The organism is Leifsonia sp. PARNA 1/14, from assembly GCF_055720965.1.
This window is the reverse complement of sequence record NZ_JBVQSP010000001.1, coordinates 480,792-493,635: the sequence shown is the minus strand read 5'-3', so window position 1 is coordinate 493,635 and position 12,844 is coordinate 480,792. Positions and strand designations below refer to the sequence as shown.

Sequence of the window (12,844 nt, the reverse complement as noted above, 5' to 3'; positions counted from 1 at the left end):
CCGGAGATGCCCGAGATGATCCCGAAGGCGACGACGTTGTCGACCCAGTAGTCGGTGTGCAGCTGCGCCTGCACCTGGTCGGGCAGCAGCTTCTGGATGGGCGCGAGCTGGGCCATCCAGACGCCCAGCCAGGCGGCGGCGAAGGCGGCGATCCAGGGGCCGGGAACGCGGCGCGTGGGTTCGGCGAAGACCGCCGGCGTCGAAGTGTGGGTCATCGGGTACCTGCGTTCGGGTGGTGGAGGAGGAAGCCGACGGCCACATCGCCGTCGGCCGGTTCGGCGAAGGCGGCGAGCGCATCCGCCGCGAAGTCGAGTGCGCGCTCGGCCGCCGCGTCGTCGCGGGTCGCGAGCCAGGCGATCGTGACGCCGTCGGTGAGTGCCACGAGGAGGCGGGCGATCTCGGGGACCGGGCGATTCCAGACGCTGCCGGTGAGCGCGGCGGCGTCGCGGGCGGCACGCTCGGCGAGCTCGTAATAGCGGTCGTACTGCCGCCCGGCGAGCGGCGCGAACCCGGGCTCGCGCAGCGCCCACTGCGTCAGCTCGAACATCGCCTTCTCGCGATCGGGGTCGGCGCGGACGCCGTCGAAGTAGTGCTGGAGGCCGGAGCGGATCGCCGCACGGATCCCGATGGGCGCTCGGGCGGCGTCGAGCGCCGGCTCCAGGTCGGTCTGCTCGCTGGAGACGACGGCGTTGACGAGCTCGGCCATCAGTTCGTCGCGTGACTCGAAGACGTAGTGGAAGCTGGCCAGCGACATCCCGGCCTCACCGACGATGCGGCGGGTCGTGGCGGCGGTCACGCCGTCGCGCGCGATCACCCGAAGGGCCGCCTGCAAGAGAGCCGCGCGGCGGTCCGCAGGGGGGATGCGCGTCATCGGAGCTCCTCGCGGTGCCGTTCGCGCGTCGTCGCGCGAAGTGGGACAGTTGACCCACTTGTCAGTATGCCGTAAATCAGGCCCGGTGGTTTGACATGCGGTGTGTCGGCCCCCTGGAATGGGGTGGAATGCGGGTATTTCTGTCTGACGTGTCTCCACCAGTCCGGTCGCGGGGGTCGACCGGGCTGCTCGTCGCTGCCCTGATCGGACTCGGGGTGGCGCTGGCGGCGAGCGCCGCGCTCGCGACCCCGGCCTCCGCAGCTCCTGCAGCCGCCGCAAGCACCGCAGCCTCCGGCTCCGGCACAGCGCACTCCGACACAGCACCCCCGAAGTCTCCGGGCCTCGCGCCGAGCGACGCCGCCTCCGACGCGCCGACGTCGACCCCGACCCCGACCCCGGGGCCTCCGCACCTCGATCCGCTCCCGAAGGGCCTGGTCACCACGCTGCCCTTGACCGTCTCGGGCACCGCCGATCCCGGCGAGGTCATCGACGTCTCCGGCGGCTCCTCGACCAACGCCGCCTCGCGGTGCACCGCGACCACCGGCTCCGACGGGCAGTTCAGTTGCGCCATCCAGCGCCTCCCGGACGGACCCGGCGTCCCGGTGCGTGCCGAGTCGCGCAGCACCGGCTTCGCCGACAGCGCACGGGTCGACGTGCTCTCACCTCCCGCGATCACCTCTGCCGACGGGGGCACGACCGGCGGCGGGATCCGTGGCACGGCCTACCCGGGCGCGACGGTGACCGTCACCGCGGACAGCGGAGCCTCATGCTCCTTCCCGGCCGACAGCACCGGCAACTGGGGCTGCGTCATCTCGGGACTCCGCGATGGCAACCACAGCATCACCGCCACCCAGGTGGCGCCCTTCTCGTCTGCCCGCTCCGGCGCGAGCCGGTCCATCACCGTCGTCGTGGACACCGTCGCGCCCGGGGCGCCGACGCTGACCTCCCCGGCACCCGGAACGTCGGCGACGGCCGGGCAGCCGATCGCCTTCGGCGGCGCCGGCGAGCCGGGTGCGAGCGTGACCGTCTACGCCAGCACCTCCCATGGAACCTCGGTGGCCTGCACCGCGACGGTCAGCGGCACCACGTGGTCGTGCGGCGCCGGCCTGCCGCAGGGCGACTACCTCGCGTCGGCGCTGCAGCGCGACGCTGCGGGCAACGTGAGCGCCGGCAGCAACGCGGTCGCGATCTCGGTGGAGGCCGCGGTCGTCGCTCCGCCGGCCACGACCAGGCCGTCGCCGTCGAAGACCCCGGCCCCCGCGCAGCCGGCCCCGCCCACCGCTGCGCCGTCGCCGCCGTCGGCTCCGACGCACGCGGAGACGAAGGGCTGGACGGACACGCCGTTCAGCGTCGCCTCCGCGCCGGTCGTCACCGCGGCCTCCATGCCGGGCTGGCTGCGCTCGGTCGGACTGGCGGTCGCGGCGCTGCTGCTGCTCGTGCTGCCCGCCCGGCTGCTCGTCGCCGCGCTCTCCCGCCCACGTGAGCCGCGTGAGGGCCGCGTCTCGATCTTCGGGCGCAACCGGACGCGTTCGGAACTCGGCGAGGCCGACGCCCTGCTCGGGGGTGCGCACGCCGCTTCGCCGGGCGCCCAGCCGGTGTGGCTGGCGCCTGTGGTCGGCGTCACCGCCGCCGCCCTGGTGACGCTTTCGACGTCGGTGCAGGACGCCGCCGCCTATCTGCGACTACTGGCCGCTGTGGCGCTCGCCGTGATCGGAGTGAACGCGATCTGGGTGCTCGCTGCGCGCGGGATGACGCGGCACCTCGGTCTGCCGCTCGCGCGCGCGATCGTGAGGCCCGGCCTCCTCGTCGTCGTCGCAGCGACCGCGCTGGGCTCCCGGCTCATCGGGCTCGAACCCGCCCTGCTGTTCGGCCTCGTGCTGGGCGCGGTGCTCCCGGAGGCGGCCGACCGGATCGCGCGCGGCCGGACCGCCGCGGTGCAGTTGTGCGCGGTCGCCGCCCTCGGCGTCCTGGCATGGCTGACCGTCGGCGTCCTGCCTGCGCCGTCCGGGGACGCCTCCGCGTTCGTGCGGGAGCTCGCCAACTCGATCGCTCTCATCGCGATCGGTTCGACCGCAGTCGCCCTGCTGCCGTTCGGCGGTCTCGCCGGCCGCGCCGTGCTGCGCTGGTCGCGCCCGCTGTGGCTGGCGATGGCGCTCGTGGTCTACACCGTGCTGTTCGCGCTGCTGCTTCCGGTGGCCTCCCTCGTGCAGACGGGAAGCGGGGTCATCGTGCTCGTCGTCGGCACGCTGGTGTTCGCGGCGATGAGCGTCTCGGTGTGGCTGTGGGAGCGGTACGTCGAACCGGTGCGGTGACCGTGATCCCGTCCGTTTGCTAGAGCGCTGCCACGTAGAACCAGTCGCGGCCGTCCTTGACGAAGCGGGAGGTCTCCTGCAATGAACCGCGCTCGGCGCCCTTGTAGAAGGCGGTGAAGGCGACGACGCCCTCCCGGTCGAAGGGGCCGCCACGTTCCGTCGACTCGATGTCGAGCCGGTACCAGCGCAGGCCGTCGTCGAGTTCGAGCGCCGCCGGACGCGTCGACGGATGCCAGCTGCGCAGGAGGTAGTCGGAGTCCCCGAGAGCGAAGGCGCTGAACCGCGACCGCATCAGCCGCTCGGCCGTCGGGGCAGGAGCGCCGGCGTGGAGCGGGCCGCAGCAGTTCGCGTACGTCTCGCCGCTTCCGCAGAGGCATCGGGTGTCGGTCACTCCGCGATCCTACGTGCGTGCGAGTCGCGTGCAGACATAAGGCGACCCGGCCGGAGCCTTACGTCGGGGGATCTCGGGCTCCAGCCGGGTCGGAGGACACCTCACCAGAAAGGGTGTCGGCATCTAGTCTGCACGGCCAGGGTGGGTGAGGCCTTTGGACGCTCTGAACGTCCTCTCAGTGCGACGTGTTCTCAGTGCGCCGTGTTCTCAGTGCGCCGTGTTCTCAGTGCGACGCTGCCGCCTCGCCAGCTGCGACGACGCAGAACCGGTTGCCGTCCGGATCGGCGAGCACGAGGTAGTCGGCGCCGTCCTCGTAGTCCCACTCGACGTCGGTCGCGCCGAGGGCCCTGAGTCGGCCGGCCTCGGCGGCCTGGTCGTCGGCGTAGAGGTCGAGGTGATGCCGTGGAGAGGGATTCGCCTCGCTGCCGACCAGCTTGAGGGCGAGCTGCGGGCCGCCTCCCCCGGCAGGCGCGAGCAGCGCCCAATCGACATCGGGCTCGTACAGCGGCTCATAGCCGAGCACGGCCGACCAGAACGCCACGGCCCGCGGGATGTCGCGAACCCCCCACACGATGGAACCGATCTGGATCATGCCCACACCCTGCCCTGATCCAGCTGCGGCGACAAGGGGCGCACGGCCCGTCGCACCGTATATGGTTGGAGCTATGGAAGGCCTGCTGATCGGATTCATCTGGACTGTCGTCATCGTCGGCGGTGTTCTCGCACTCGCCGCCGTGGTGCAGATGGCGAAGGCGCCCTTCAAGAACCGCTGATCCTCGCGGGCGGTCCCCGCCCTCCGATCGGTGCCCCGAGCCGCTCGGCCCCCATAGCCCAATTGGCAGAGGCAGGCGACTTAAAATCGCCCGAGTGTGGGTTCGAGTCCCACTGGGGGCACTGGCCTAATTGGCCTGTTTTCCCTTGAAAACACTGGGATCGACCATGTTGGCGACACGGCCCGAATGGTCGATCGCCCGCAAATCGCCCGCAATTGAAACAGCCCGAGCCTGATCGAGGGCTGCCGAAACAGCGTCGAGGTCGTCGTCGAAGAGGTGCACGTAGACGTCGAGGGTCATGGCTGCGGAGGCGTGACCAAGCATCCGCTGGACCGCCTTGACGTTCGCGCCGGCCGCGATCGCCAGCGACGCGGCGATGTGCCGCAGGTCGTGGATGGTGAGCTTCGAGGGAACGCCCGAGCGCTTATTCGCATTGAAGAACCACTACGGTCCCAATCTGGCGTGGTGATGTGGTTGTGGCCGTCGCCGACCACGAGCTGCTCGCGCGTCTTGCCCTCGCACTGGCGGGCGAGATCCTCCGCCAGAAACTGCGGGAACGACACCGACCGGACACCGTGCGAGTTCGGCGCGCCGACGACGACCTCCATGCCGACCTTTACCGCGTTCTCGTCGACTTGCAGGCGCCGCCTCAGCGATCAGAATGAGCCCACTCAATGGCCACTGTCGCACCTGATCCGCCACCACGAAAGGCCTGGCCTCTGTTCTATCTGCGCCAGCGTCTTCAGGTCTCGGATGGCGGATCCACGATCTATGGAAGCGTCCCGAACGAGCTTCCAGCGTGGCGCGATGCCGAAATCCATGGCCCCGACGCGCTGCATCGCTTTCTCGCTGAGCGGGGAGCAGATCTCTGGCTGCCGAAGAGCAAGGGCGAACTCGGTCGCCACCGGAAGGCCATAGACGAGCTGGCCGAAAAGCCGCGAAGCGAGCACATCAAAAGCGCGCAATCGACGAGTGGCGTGGGAAGGCGCTGGTGATCAATGGCTGAGTCGCCCAACGACATCCGTGCCGCGTACCCTCGCGCAGAATCAGGAACGCCAGAAGCGCGACCAGGAGCGCCGCGATCGCGCCCAAGCCGGCATCCCTCCTTCGCGTCGCGAGTCCCAGCGCGTCGTCCAGGACAGGATCGACGAACGCATGCTTCGCCTGTCCGCAGCCTCCCTCACGGAAGAGCAACGGCGCGAGGAGCGAGAAGCGCAACTCCGGGAGGAAGACGCACAGGCTGAGCGAGCTCGGGCCGATGAGGCACGCCAAGAGGCCGAGCGCGAGCGGCGAGAGTGATTGGAGGAGGCGACCAGAAATGACGAAGAAGACCAACAGCGTGGCGAAGACCCAGGCGCAGGCGAGTAGATCCACACCGACCCGTACACCGGCACCGAGTCGGGCGTGAACGACAAGACGGCCGAAGAGATCCAGCGGATCGTCGACAGGAGCAGGTTCGATCAGCAGTTCGGGGCCGGCTCCTACGACCGCTTCAACGGCGTCGATAGGCATGCCCAACAGACCGGTGGCCCGCACTGGACGTGAGCGGGCAGCGCGGGCCACCAGGCGACTGGTGGCCTCGGCAGGTCCGCAGACCCGGGCCGGGGCCACCTATATCGAGGAGAACCTGATGCTACTTCGAAACCTCAACCGAACCCGGCTGCGGACCGCCGGCCACCAGCCGGTACGCGGTCGCCAGATCCTTCAGCTTGTGCGACTGATCCGCGGTCCGGTAGTTCGAACTGCTCACGATCTCGCTCACTCCCTTGCTGATGGCCTCGTACAGCGCCTTCGCAGCATCACGCTTAGCCTCCGCCGCAGTATTGTCATCCGACATGTGCCTCCCCTTCCTGGTGCAATCAGGCCGACCCTACTGGCAAGCACCGACAGGCTAAGGCGTCGCAGCCACTCGGCGAGCCCGACGGGCCGCAAGCCGAGCTGGCGCCTGAAACACCTCTTCCAAGACATCCGCCATTAGCTCGAGAATCTCGTCGGCTTCGGTGTAGTCCGCTGTGCTGAGGTTGTCGCCATGAGCCATGTCGTTACCCATCAATCGCACTTCGTGCGCGGCATCAGCAACATCCGGACGGATTAGGTTTGCGACTTTCAGCGCATCAATCTTGGCCACCAGCGAGCCGCTGGTGATCCCCTTCGACTTCGCTGTTGCCTCTATCGTCGTGCGAGCCATCAGGATCGCGGCCCGATTGGCTCCGATGCTATGGCAGGCAAAGGCCTCAGAAGCCGCCGACCGGATCGGCTCAGGCACGTCCTCAAACTCCCGAACGGCACCAACCTTCGGTAGCCACGTCGCCTTATCCGGGTTGGCGATGACGAGCGCCTCGACGTTGTTGTGGTCCATGGAGTTGGGACTCGGAGACGGGATCGCGACAACGCTCATACGACCGCAATGGTCGCACGTGTAGGCGGCTTCTCCGAGCCACTCCTGCGAGCCGGGCTCACCTGCCTCGCTCCGCTTCCCGTACTTCGGGGTCATGTGCGACCGATTTGAACAGTACCCACAGAGTGTCGATGCCATCCCTGCATCCTGCCAGATCTCCGCACTGACCGACGTGTCATCCGGGGGCGCCAGGCCGACGCATCCTGGCTTGATCGATCCGGTCACGTGGAGTCCACGAGCACTCTTCTAGGGCATGTTGCTGGCGAACCAGTCCGCGCTGATTCGCCCGCCTGCGTAGCGCGAGAGCGCCTCCCGGATGCGGTTCTCGTAGTCCATCGTCACGTAGCGGACGACCGAACTCGGCTGGTTCAGGAAGTCGCGGTTGCCGATGGAGACATACTCAGCTATCTGCGCTCGTGTCCAGTCAAGGACTGCTCCCTCGGAATCTGGCAGCTCCCCGAGCTGTGTATCCACGAGCCCCTCGAAGCTCTCGGGCTCCCACCGCTTCGAGAGTGCGTCATCAGCCTCATCCTGATCTGGATTCTCCCGGAACCACATCGTCATGAAGGCGGTGCTGATGGTCCCGGGCCCGATGGCCGACACGGCTTCGCCCACGATCGACCTTGTGGCCTCACGATCTTCCGCCGCACGCCGCTGCGCCTCGTCACGCCGCTCCTTTCGGATACCGATCACCACACCGATGACGACGCTGATAACCGTTGTGACGATTCCAACCGCTGTGCTTAGAACGAAATCCCATCCGTTGATGGGCTGACTGAAGTCCATCGGAACCTCCTCGGATGAGACAGACGCCGCGAGCCTAACGGGTCACAGGCCGGTTATATCCCGCATCCGGGCCACGCGCCAGCCGCCGACGCTACGCTCGCACCATGAAGCTGCGGTGGGTCCTGGTCATCATTGGGATTCTCGTTGTCCTGGTCCTCGGGTACATCGGCGTAGAGGCCTGGCACCTCGACGCCAACCTGATCACAGCGCTGGTCACTGCACTGGCTGCAGCCTTCGCCGGCTGGTCTGCCTATCTCTCGTCGCGTGCCGCACGGGAGACGACGCAGACTGCACGCGACGCCGTGCGCGCGCTGAGCTGGGCAACTAAACCGATCATGAACGTCGGCACCTCGCTCCCCGGGTTGAGCGACAACCATCTGGTCTACATCCAGAATGACTCGCTCCATCCCGTTGGCGCAGCAACAGTCCGGTGGAAGCTGGCCGACGGCCGCACCGGCGAGCGCACCTTCGGTTGGCTCAAAGGACGAGCCAACCCCAAGGGCGGTATCCTCGTCGCCGGCGCCTGGGGAGTGCACTACGACCCGATCGACTTCGGCGACTTCCACACTGGCGAGGGGCAGGACAAGTACGAGATCGAGTACCGCGGAGTCAACGGACCCGTCACCTGGCGCACGGTCCTCGTGGTCACCTACCACCCACAGCCAGGAGGAGACGGCAAGAGCTTCGCCATCGGCACCGAACGGATCTCCGACACCGAGCTCGTCTAACCACCCCCAGGGGGGAACCCTCCGCAGCGATTGGGCGCTAAATCGGGTTCGAGTCCCACTGGGGGCACTGGCCGAATTGCCCCGAGAAGGCGTCTGCTCACCATAGACTGCCGAAATTCGTGTTCGTCACTCTGGTCTCGCAGCGAGCGTCGCGGTCTTGGCATTGTCTGGATGCACAACGTTCGAGTCGGCCGGACCCGCGACATCGGCTGCGCCATCGGCAGCGCCGTCTACTTCTTTCGCGACTCCGAGGGAGACGACGCCCGTCGCGACCAACGATGAGGCGACCGACACGTGCTGGAACGCGTACGCCGCCCAGCTGCCCGCGGCGCCTGATCGTCGAGCGCTGACCAAGGCGGAAATCAGCCCGAAGGCCGACGGCCTCGAAGTGACGCTCACCATTCAGAACGGGGAGACGCTGAACGCCGACGACAGTCGGTCGCCGATCTTCGACCTCGCGACCTGTTCGCTGAACCACGACAGTAGTCTCGGCGAGATCTCGATCACCGTCGGCAGCTGAACCGGTGGCGAGCTAGCGCTCAGCCAACCCCTATCGCCCGCGCTATGGTCGGAGATCGGGTTCGAGCCCCGCTGGAGGCACGTCTGGGTGCATTGTGATCGCTCACCGCACCACGTCATACACGACCTTCTGCACTCCGTTGCCGTAGACCTCGTGCTCGGCGACAGCTAGCTTCACGGTGCCGTGAGCGGAGTCGCTGAACAGCCGTGCGCCGTCTCCCAGCAGCAGCGGGAAGACCAGCAGGTGGTAGCGGTCGACCAGGTCGGCGTCGGCCAGTGCGCGGGCGAGTTCGAGGCTGCCGTGGACGATGATCGGGCCTCCGTCGCCGCGCTTGAGGTCGGCGACCTCGTCGAGGGAGCGGAGGATGGTGGCCGGCCAGCGGTCGTCGTCGCGCTCCAGGCTGGTCGAGACGACGTAGCGGGGCATGGCGTTGTAGCCGGCGAACTCGTCCATCGATGGCCACACCGGGGCGAACAGCTCGTAGCTCGTGCGTCCGAGCAGGACCGCGGTCGCCTCCTGCTGCTCGCGGCCCTTGAGCTCGTAGGCGGCCGGGTCGAACTCGACGCCGCGGAACGTCCAGCCGGCGTTGCGGTAGGAGGCGTCGTCGCCGGGGGCTTGGGCGACTCCGTCTGCGGAGACGAACGCGGAAACGATGAGGGTGCGCATGGTGGGTCCTTTCGTGGGAGGTGACAGTCGCTCTGTCACGTATTTAACCTTATGGTTCTGAACCAGTAAGTTCAATACGCGATCGGAAATGACATGGACAACGCGAGCCGAGAGGTCAACCCTCGGCGATCTCCCCCAGCACGTCGAGGAATGTCTGCCAGCCGGCGATGGTGCCCAGGCGCTGCTCGTCGGTGAAGCCGGGAGTCTGCTGCGTCATCCGCATGCGGGTCCCCGCCGCCGTCGGCGTGAGTTCTACGGTCAGCAGGGCGCGCTCACTCTCGCTCGGGCGGTCGGTGAGCGTCATGACCAGCCGGGACGGCGGATCGACCTCCACGAACTCGCCCGCCCAGTCGATCGTGTTCCCGTCGGGGAGCACCATCATGGCGGTCCACCCACGCCCGACCTCGGCGCGGAAGTCGAGGCCATCGAGCGGCACCTGCACCTCCCGGCCGCCGAACCAGCGCGCGAACGACGCCGCGGTGGTCCAGGCCGCGAAAACGGCAGCCGGCGGAGCAGCGAACTCGCGGTCGATCTCGATGCCCTCGTCGGTGATGCCGGTCATTCGGGGTCCTTCGTGTCGGTCAGGAACTCGTCGAGGGCGTCGAAGCTGCTCCCCCAGAACGCGCGGTAGTCGTCGATCCACGCGGAGGCCGCGGCGAGCGGGCGCGCGTCGAGCATCGCCGGACGGTACTGCGCGTCCCTGCCGCGGGAAACCAGCCCGGCGCCCTCCAGGACGCGCAAGTGCTTCGAGACCGCGGTGAAACTCATGTCGAACGGGGCCGCCAGGTCGCCGACATTCGCCGAGCCTCGCGACAGTCGCGCCAGGATGGCGCGTCGCGTCGGATCCGCCAGCGCCGCGAACGTGCGGCTCAGCCGGTCGTCAACTGTCTTCGTCACAGGTCACCTCCGGTGCTCGGATCCAGCACATCGTACTGAACCGATGAGTTCGATACCAGGCTAGCAGCGGTGGCCGGTGTCCTCACGCTTGCGGGAACGGCGAAGGCCCGGTCCCTGACAGGGACCGGGCCTTCGCCGTCAGACGCGCAGCCTACTTGGCGGCGGCCTCCACAGGCTGCTTCTCTTTGGCGGGAGCGGCCTTCTTGGGGGCCTCGGCCGGGGCGGCCTCGACAGCCGGCTTCGGCCGGGCCGCGAACTCCTCGAAGGCGGCGCGCGGCTGCTGCAGCGCGGTCAGCGACACGACGTCGCGGCCGAGCCAGAAGTTGTTCCACCAGCCCCACAGCACGCGCCACTTGCGCTCCCAGCTCGGCATGGCCAGGCCGTGGTAGCCGCGGTGCGCGAACCAGCCGAGGACGCCCTTGATGGCGATCTTGCCGGACTGCAGCACACCGATGCCGAGGCCGAGGCCCGCGACGGCGCCGAGGCTCTTGTGGTAGTACTGGCGCGGCAGCTCGCCGCGCATGTCGGCGATGAGGTTCTTCGCGAGCAGCTTGCCCTGGCGCACCGCGTGCTGCGCGTTGGGCACGCAGTAGCCGCCGACGCCCGCGCCGGTCAGGTCGGGGACGGCCGAGACGTCGCCGGCGCCCCAGGCGCCCTCGATGATCTCTTCGTCGGTGCCCACGCGCAGGTCGGCGCGCACGCGCAGACGGCCGCGCTCCTCGATCGGGAGGTCGGTGTGACGCACCACGGTCGGGTTGGCCATGACACCGGCCGTCCAGACGATGAGGTCGGTGTCGAAGCTCTCGCCGGTCGACAGCTCGATGTGGCCGTCGACGGCGCTGGTGAGCTGCGTCTCGAGGTGGATCTGCGCACCGCGCTCGGCCAGGTTCTTGATGACCCAGTGGCTGGTCGGCAGCGAAACCTCCGGCATGATGCGGCCCATGGCCTCGATCAGGTGGAAGTGCGTGTCCTCGAACGAGAGCTCCGGGTACTTCTTGAGCAGCGCGCTGGCGAACGAGCGGAGCTCGGCGAAGATCTCGATGCCGGCGAAGCCGCCGCCGACGACGACGACGGTCAGGAGGCGATCGCGCTCCGGGCCGGCAGGCAGCGTAGCCGCCTTGTCGAAGTTGGTGAGCAGGCGGTCGCGGATGAACACGGCCTCCTCGATCGTCTTCAGGCCCACCGCGTTGTCGGCGATGCCCGGGATCGGGAAGGTGCGCGAGACGGCTCCGGCGGTGACCACGACGATGTCGTAGTCGAGCTCGTAAGGCTCACCGGCAGCCGGCTCGATGGTCGCGGTCTTCTTGGCGTGGTCGACGTAGGTCACCTTGCCGCTGATGATGTTCGTGCTCTTCAGGTGGCGACGGTGGGCGACCACCGCGTGACGCGGCTCGATGGAGCCGACAGCCACCTCGGGGAGGAACGGCTGGTACGTCATGTACGGCAGCGGGTCGACCATGGTGACCTCGGCCTCGCCCTTGCGGAGCTGCTTCTCGAGCTTCCACGCGGTATAGAAACCGGCGTAGCCTCCGCCGACGATCAGGATTTTGGGCACAGTAATGCGTCTCCTCAACACGAAAGTATGGGGGTTAATCTACCCCCTCCGCGCCGCTCGTCTGAAATGCAGCCACGCGCCGACCGCGCCGAGGGCGAGGAGGGCCACGAAACCGGAGATCAGGCTGAACGGGAGCCAGAGGGTGGTGAGGACGCTCCATTGCGGCCAGAGGAACGCTCTCCATGTTACAGGGCGCTCGGGAGACAAGGATTTCGGCGCGGGTGCGGCCTGCGCGTCGCCGGCCCCGGGGGCCGCGGTCGCGGGCGTGTCCGCTCGCCGGTGGATGTGGATCCACTGGGTCAGATCGCCCATCGGATTGGCGGTCACGTGCGGCACGGTCGCGGTGACCGCGGCTGCGGCGTCGAGCAGGCCGTAGCCGTACACCGGGCTCGGAACCGTGCCTCCGGCCGGGCGCGCCGTCTTGATGATGCGGTTGATGACATCCGGCGCCTTCAGCTCCGGGTGCGCGGCCCGCACGAGTGCGACGGCGGCCGAGACGAGCGGAGCTGCCCCGCTGGTGCCGGCCCACTGCACGTAGCCTCCGCCGGGATTCGCGCCGACCAGCTGCTCGCTCGGCGCGGAGACGCCGATCGTGATGCCCTGCGACGACGCGTCGAAGGAGGCCTGGCCCGCCCGGTCGACCCCGGCGACCGTGAGCACGCCCGGGATCGTCGCCGGCGCCCCGACCTCGGTGGTCCCGCTCCCCCGGTTGCCCGCTGCGGCGACCACGACGACGTCGTGCGAGAACGCGTATTGGAACGCGTCGTCCCAGCTGGTCGGCCAGTCGAGGGTGTTGCGGGTGAGCGACATGTTGATGACGGAGGCACCGTCGTCCACGGCCCAGCGCACGGCCTCCGCGACCTGGTCGTCGCTGCTCACCGCGCCGATGGAGGTGCCGAGAGCGACCGAGGCGGTGAGGATGCTCGCCTGCGGCGCCGCGCCGAGGA

The 12,844-nt window shown here is 68.5% G+C and carries 18 protein-coding genes, 1 tRNA gene and 2 pseudogenes; 6 read left to right on the top strand and 15 right to left on the bottom strand.

The window, feature by feature from the left end; all coding sequences use genetic code 11:
• Both AC0HS0_RS02500 and AC0HS0_RS02495 read right to left on the bottom strand, forming a co-directional pair.
• Positions 1 to 215 (bottom strand): annotated as a pseudogene (locus AC0HS0_RS02500) (MFS transporter); the annotation flags it as partial.
• Complete coding sequence (locus AC0HS0_RS02495; RefSeq protein WP_472961436.1) at positions 212 to 871, bottom strand: TetR/AcrR family transcriptional regulator; 660 nt, start codon at positions 869 to 871, stop codon at positions 212 to 214. The gene AC0HS0_RS02495 and the pseudogene AC0HS0_RS02500, both read right to left, overlap by 4 nt.
• A 149-nt stretch (positions 872 to 1,020) precedes the next feature.
• On the opposite strand from AC0HS0_RS02495, the gene AC0HS0_RS02490 reads away from it, so the two are divergent.
• Complete coding sequence (locus tag AC0HS0_RS02490; RefSeq protein WP_472961435.1) at positions 1,021 to 3,183, top strand: Ig-like domain-containing protein; 2,163 nt, start codon at positions 1,021 to 1,023, stop codon at positions 3,181 to 3,183.
• A gap of 19 nt (positions 3,184 to 3,202) precedes the next feature.
• Here AC0HS0_RS02490 and AC0HS0_RS02485 read toward each other — a convergent pair whose 3' ends face one another.
• Together AC0HS0_RS02485 and AC0HS0_RS02480 are read right to left on the bottom strand one after the other, a co-directional pair.
• Positions 3,203 to 3,574: a YchJ family protein gene (locus AC0HS0_RS02485; protein WP_472961434.1), complete on the bottom strand. Its 372-nt coding sequence runs from the start codon at positions 3,572 to 3,574 to the stop codon at positions 3,203 to 3,205.
• Positions 3,575 to 3,797: 223 nt separating this feature from the next.
• Positions 3,798 to 4,166: a VOC family protein gene (locus AC0HS0_RS02480; protein ID WP_472961433.1), complete on the bottom strand. Its 369-nt coding sequence runs from the start codon at positions 4,164 to 4,166 to the stop codon at positions 3,798 to 3,800.
• A gap of 228 nt (positions 4,167 to 4,394) precedes the next feature.
• Between AC0HS0_RS02480 and AC0HS0_RS02475 the strand changes: the two genes are divergently transcribed.
• Positions 4,395 to 4,468: transfer RNA gene (locus AC0HS0_RS02475), tRNA-Leu, on the top strand.
• A 5-nt stretch (positions 4,469 to 4,473) separates the two neighbouring features.
• Here the strand turns inward: AC0HS0_RS02475 and AC0HS0_RS02470 are convergent.
• Positions 4,474 to 4,647, bottom strand: coding sequence for a hypothetical protein (locus AC0HS0_RS02470; protein WP_472961432.1), 174 nt, complete (start codon positions 4,645 to 4,647; stop codon positions 4,474 to 4,476).
• A gap of 27 nt (positions 4,648 to 4,674) precedes the next feature.
• Positions 4,675 to 4,725 (bottom strand): annotated as a pseudogene (locus AC0HS0_RS02465) (hypothetical protein); the annotation flags it as partial.
• 98 nt (positions 4,726 to 4,823) lie between these two features.
• On the opposite strand from AC0HS0_RS02465, the gene AC0HS0_RS02460 reads away from it, so the two are divergent.
• Complete coding sequence (locus AC0HS0_RS02460) at positions 4,824 to 5,012, top strand: hypothetical protein (RefSeq protein WP_472961429.1); 189 nt, start codon at positions 4,824 to 4,826, stop codon at positions 5,010 to 5,012.
• Positions 5,013 to 5,021: 9 nt separating this feature from the next.
• Positions 5,022 to 5,342 carry a hypothetical protein gene (locus AC0HS0_RS02455; protein WP_472961428.1) on the top strand — a complete coding sequence of 107 codons (321 nt, stop codon included), beginning with the start codon at positions 5,022 to 5,024 and terminating at the stop codon, positions 5,340 to 5,342.
• Here the strand turns inward: AC0HS0_RS02455 and AC0HS0_RS02450 are convergent.
• From AC0HS0_RS02450 to AC0HS0_RS02435, 4 genes are all read right to left on the bottom strand, one after another.
• Positions 5,299 to 5,859 carry a hypothetical protein gene (locus tag AC0HS0_RS02450; RefSeq protein ID WP_472961427.1) on the bottom strand — a complete coding sequence of 187 codons (561 nt, stop codon included), beginning with the start codon at positions 5,857 to 5,859 and terminating at the stop codon, positions 5,299 to 5,301. The genes AC0HS0_RS02455 and AC0HS0_RS02450 overlap by 44 nt on opposite strands.
• A gap of 121 nt (positions 5,860 to 5,980) precedes the next feature.
• The gene (locus AC0HS0_RS02445; protein WP_472961426.1) at positions 5,981 to 6,184 is read right to left on the bottom strand and encodes a hypothetical protein; all 204 of its coding nucleotides are present in this window, start codon (positions 6,182 to 6,184) and stop codon (positions 5,981 to 5,983) included.
• Between the two features lie 54 nt (positions 6,185 to 6,238).
• Positions 6,239 to 6,706, bottom strand: coding sequence for a DUF4145 domain-containing protein (locus AC0HS0_RS02440; protein ID WP_472961424.1), 468 nt, complete (start codon positions 6,704 to 6,706; stop codon positions 6,239 to 6,241).
• Between the two features lie 285 nt (positions 6,707 to 6,991).
• Positions 6,992 to 7,531, bottom strand: coding sequence for a hypothetical protein (locus AC0HS0_RS02435; RefSeq protein ID WP_472961423.1), 540 nt, complete (start codon positions 7,529 to 7,531; stop codon positions 6,992 to 6,994).
• Positions 7,532 to 7,635: 104 nt separating this feature from the next.
• On the opposite strand from AC0HS0_RS02435, the gene AC0HS0_RS02430 reads away from it, so the two are divergent.
• Positions 7,636 to 8,259, top strand: coding sequence for a hypothetical protein (locus AC0HS0_RS02430; protein ID WP_472961422.1), 624 nt, complete (start codon positions 7,636 to 7,638; stop codon positions 8,257 to 8,259).
• Between the two features lie 388 nt (positions 8,260 to 8,647).
• Complete coding sequence (locus AC0HS0_RS02425) at positions 8,648 to 8,779, top strand: hypothetical protein (RefSeq protein WP_472961421.1); 132 nt, start codon at positions 8,648 to 8,650, stop codon at positions 8,777 to 8,779.
• A 102-nt stretch (positions 8,780 to 8,881) separates the two neighbouring features.
• Here the strand turns inward: AC0HS0_RS02425 and AC0HS0_RS02420 are convergent, their stop codons facing one another.
• The 5 genes from AC0HS0_RS02420 to AC0HS0_RS02400 all read right to left on the bottom strand — a co-directional run.
• A complete protein-coding gene (locus tag AC0HS0_RS02420) occupies positions 8,882 to 9,445 on the bottom strand; it encodes a dihydrofolate reductase family protein (protein WP_472961420.1) in 564 nt (187 codons plus the stop codon).
• A 115-nt stretch (positions 9,446 to 9,560) separates the two neighbouring features.
• The gene (locus AC0HS0_RS02415) at positions 9,561 to 10,007 is read right to left on the bottom strand and encodes an SRPBCC family protein (RefSeq protein ID WP_472961419.1); all 447 of its coding nucleotides are present in this window, start codon (positions 10,005 to 10,007) and stop codon (positions 9,561 to 9,563) included.
• Complete coding sequence (locus AC0HS0_RS02410) at positions 10,004 to 10,342, bottom strand: ArsR/SmtB family transcription factor (RefSeq protein ID WP_472961418.1); 339 nt, start codon at positions 10,340 to 10,342, stop codon at positions 10,004 to 10,006. Before AC0HS0_RS02410 ends, AC0HS0_RS02415 begins: the two co-directional genes overlap by 4 nt.
• 151 nt (positions 10,343 to 10,493) lie before the next feature.
• The gene (locus AC0HS0_RS02405; protein ID WP_472961417.1) at positions 10,494 to 11,897 is read right to left on the bottom strand and encodes an NAD(P)/FAD-dependent oxidoreductase; all 1,404 of its coding nucleotides are present in this window, start codon (positions 11,895 to 11,897) and stop codon (positions 10,494 to 10,496) included.
• Positions 11,898 to 11,936: 39 nt separating this feature from the next.
• Positions 11,937 to 12,844 (bottom strand): S8 family peptidase (locus AC0HS0_RS02400; protein ID WP_472961416.1); only part of this gene is annotated, 908 nt, incomplete at its 5' end.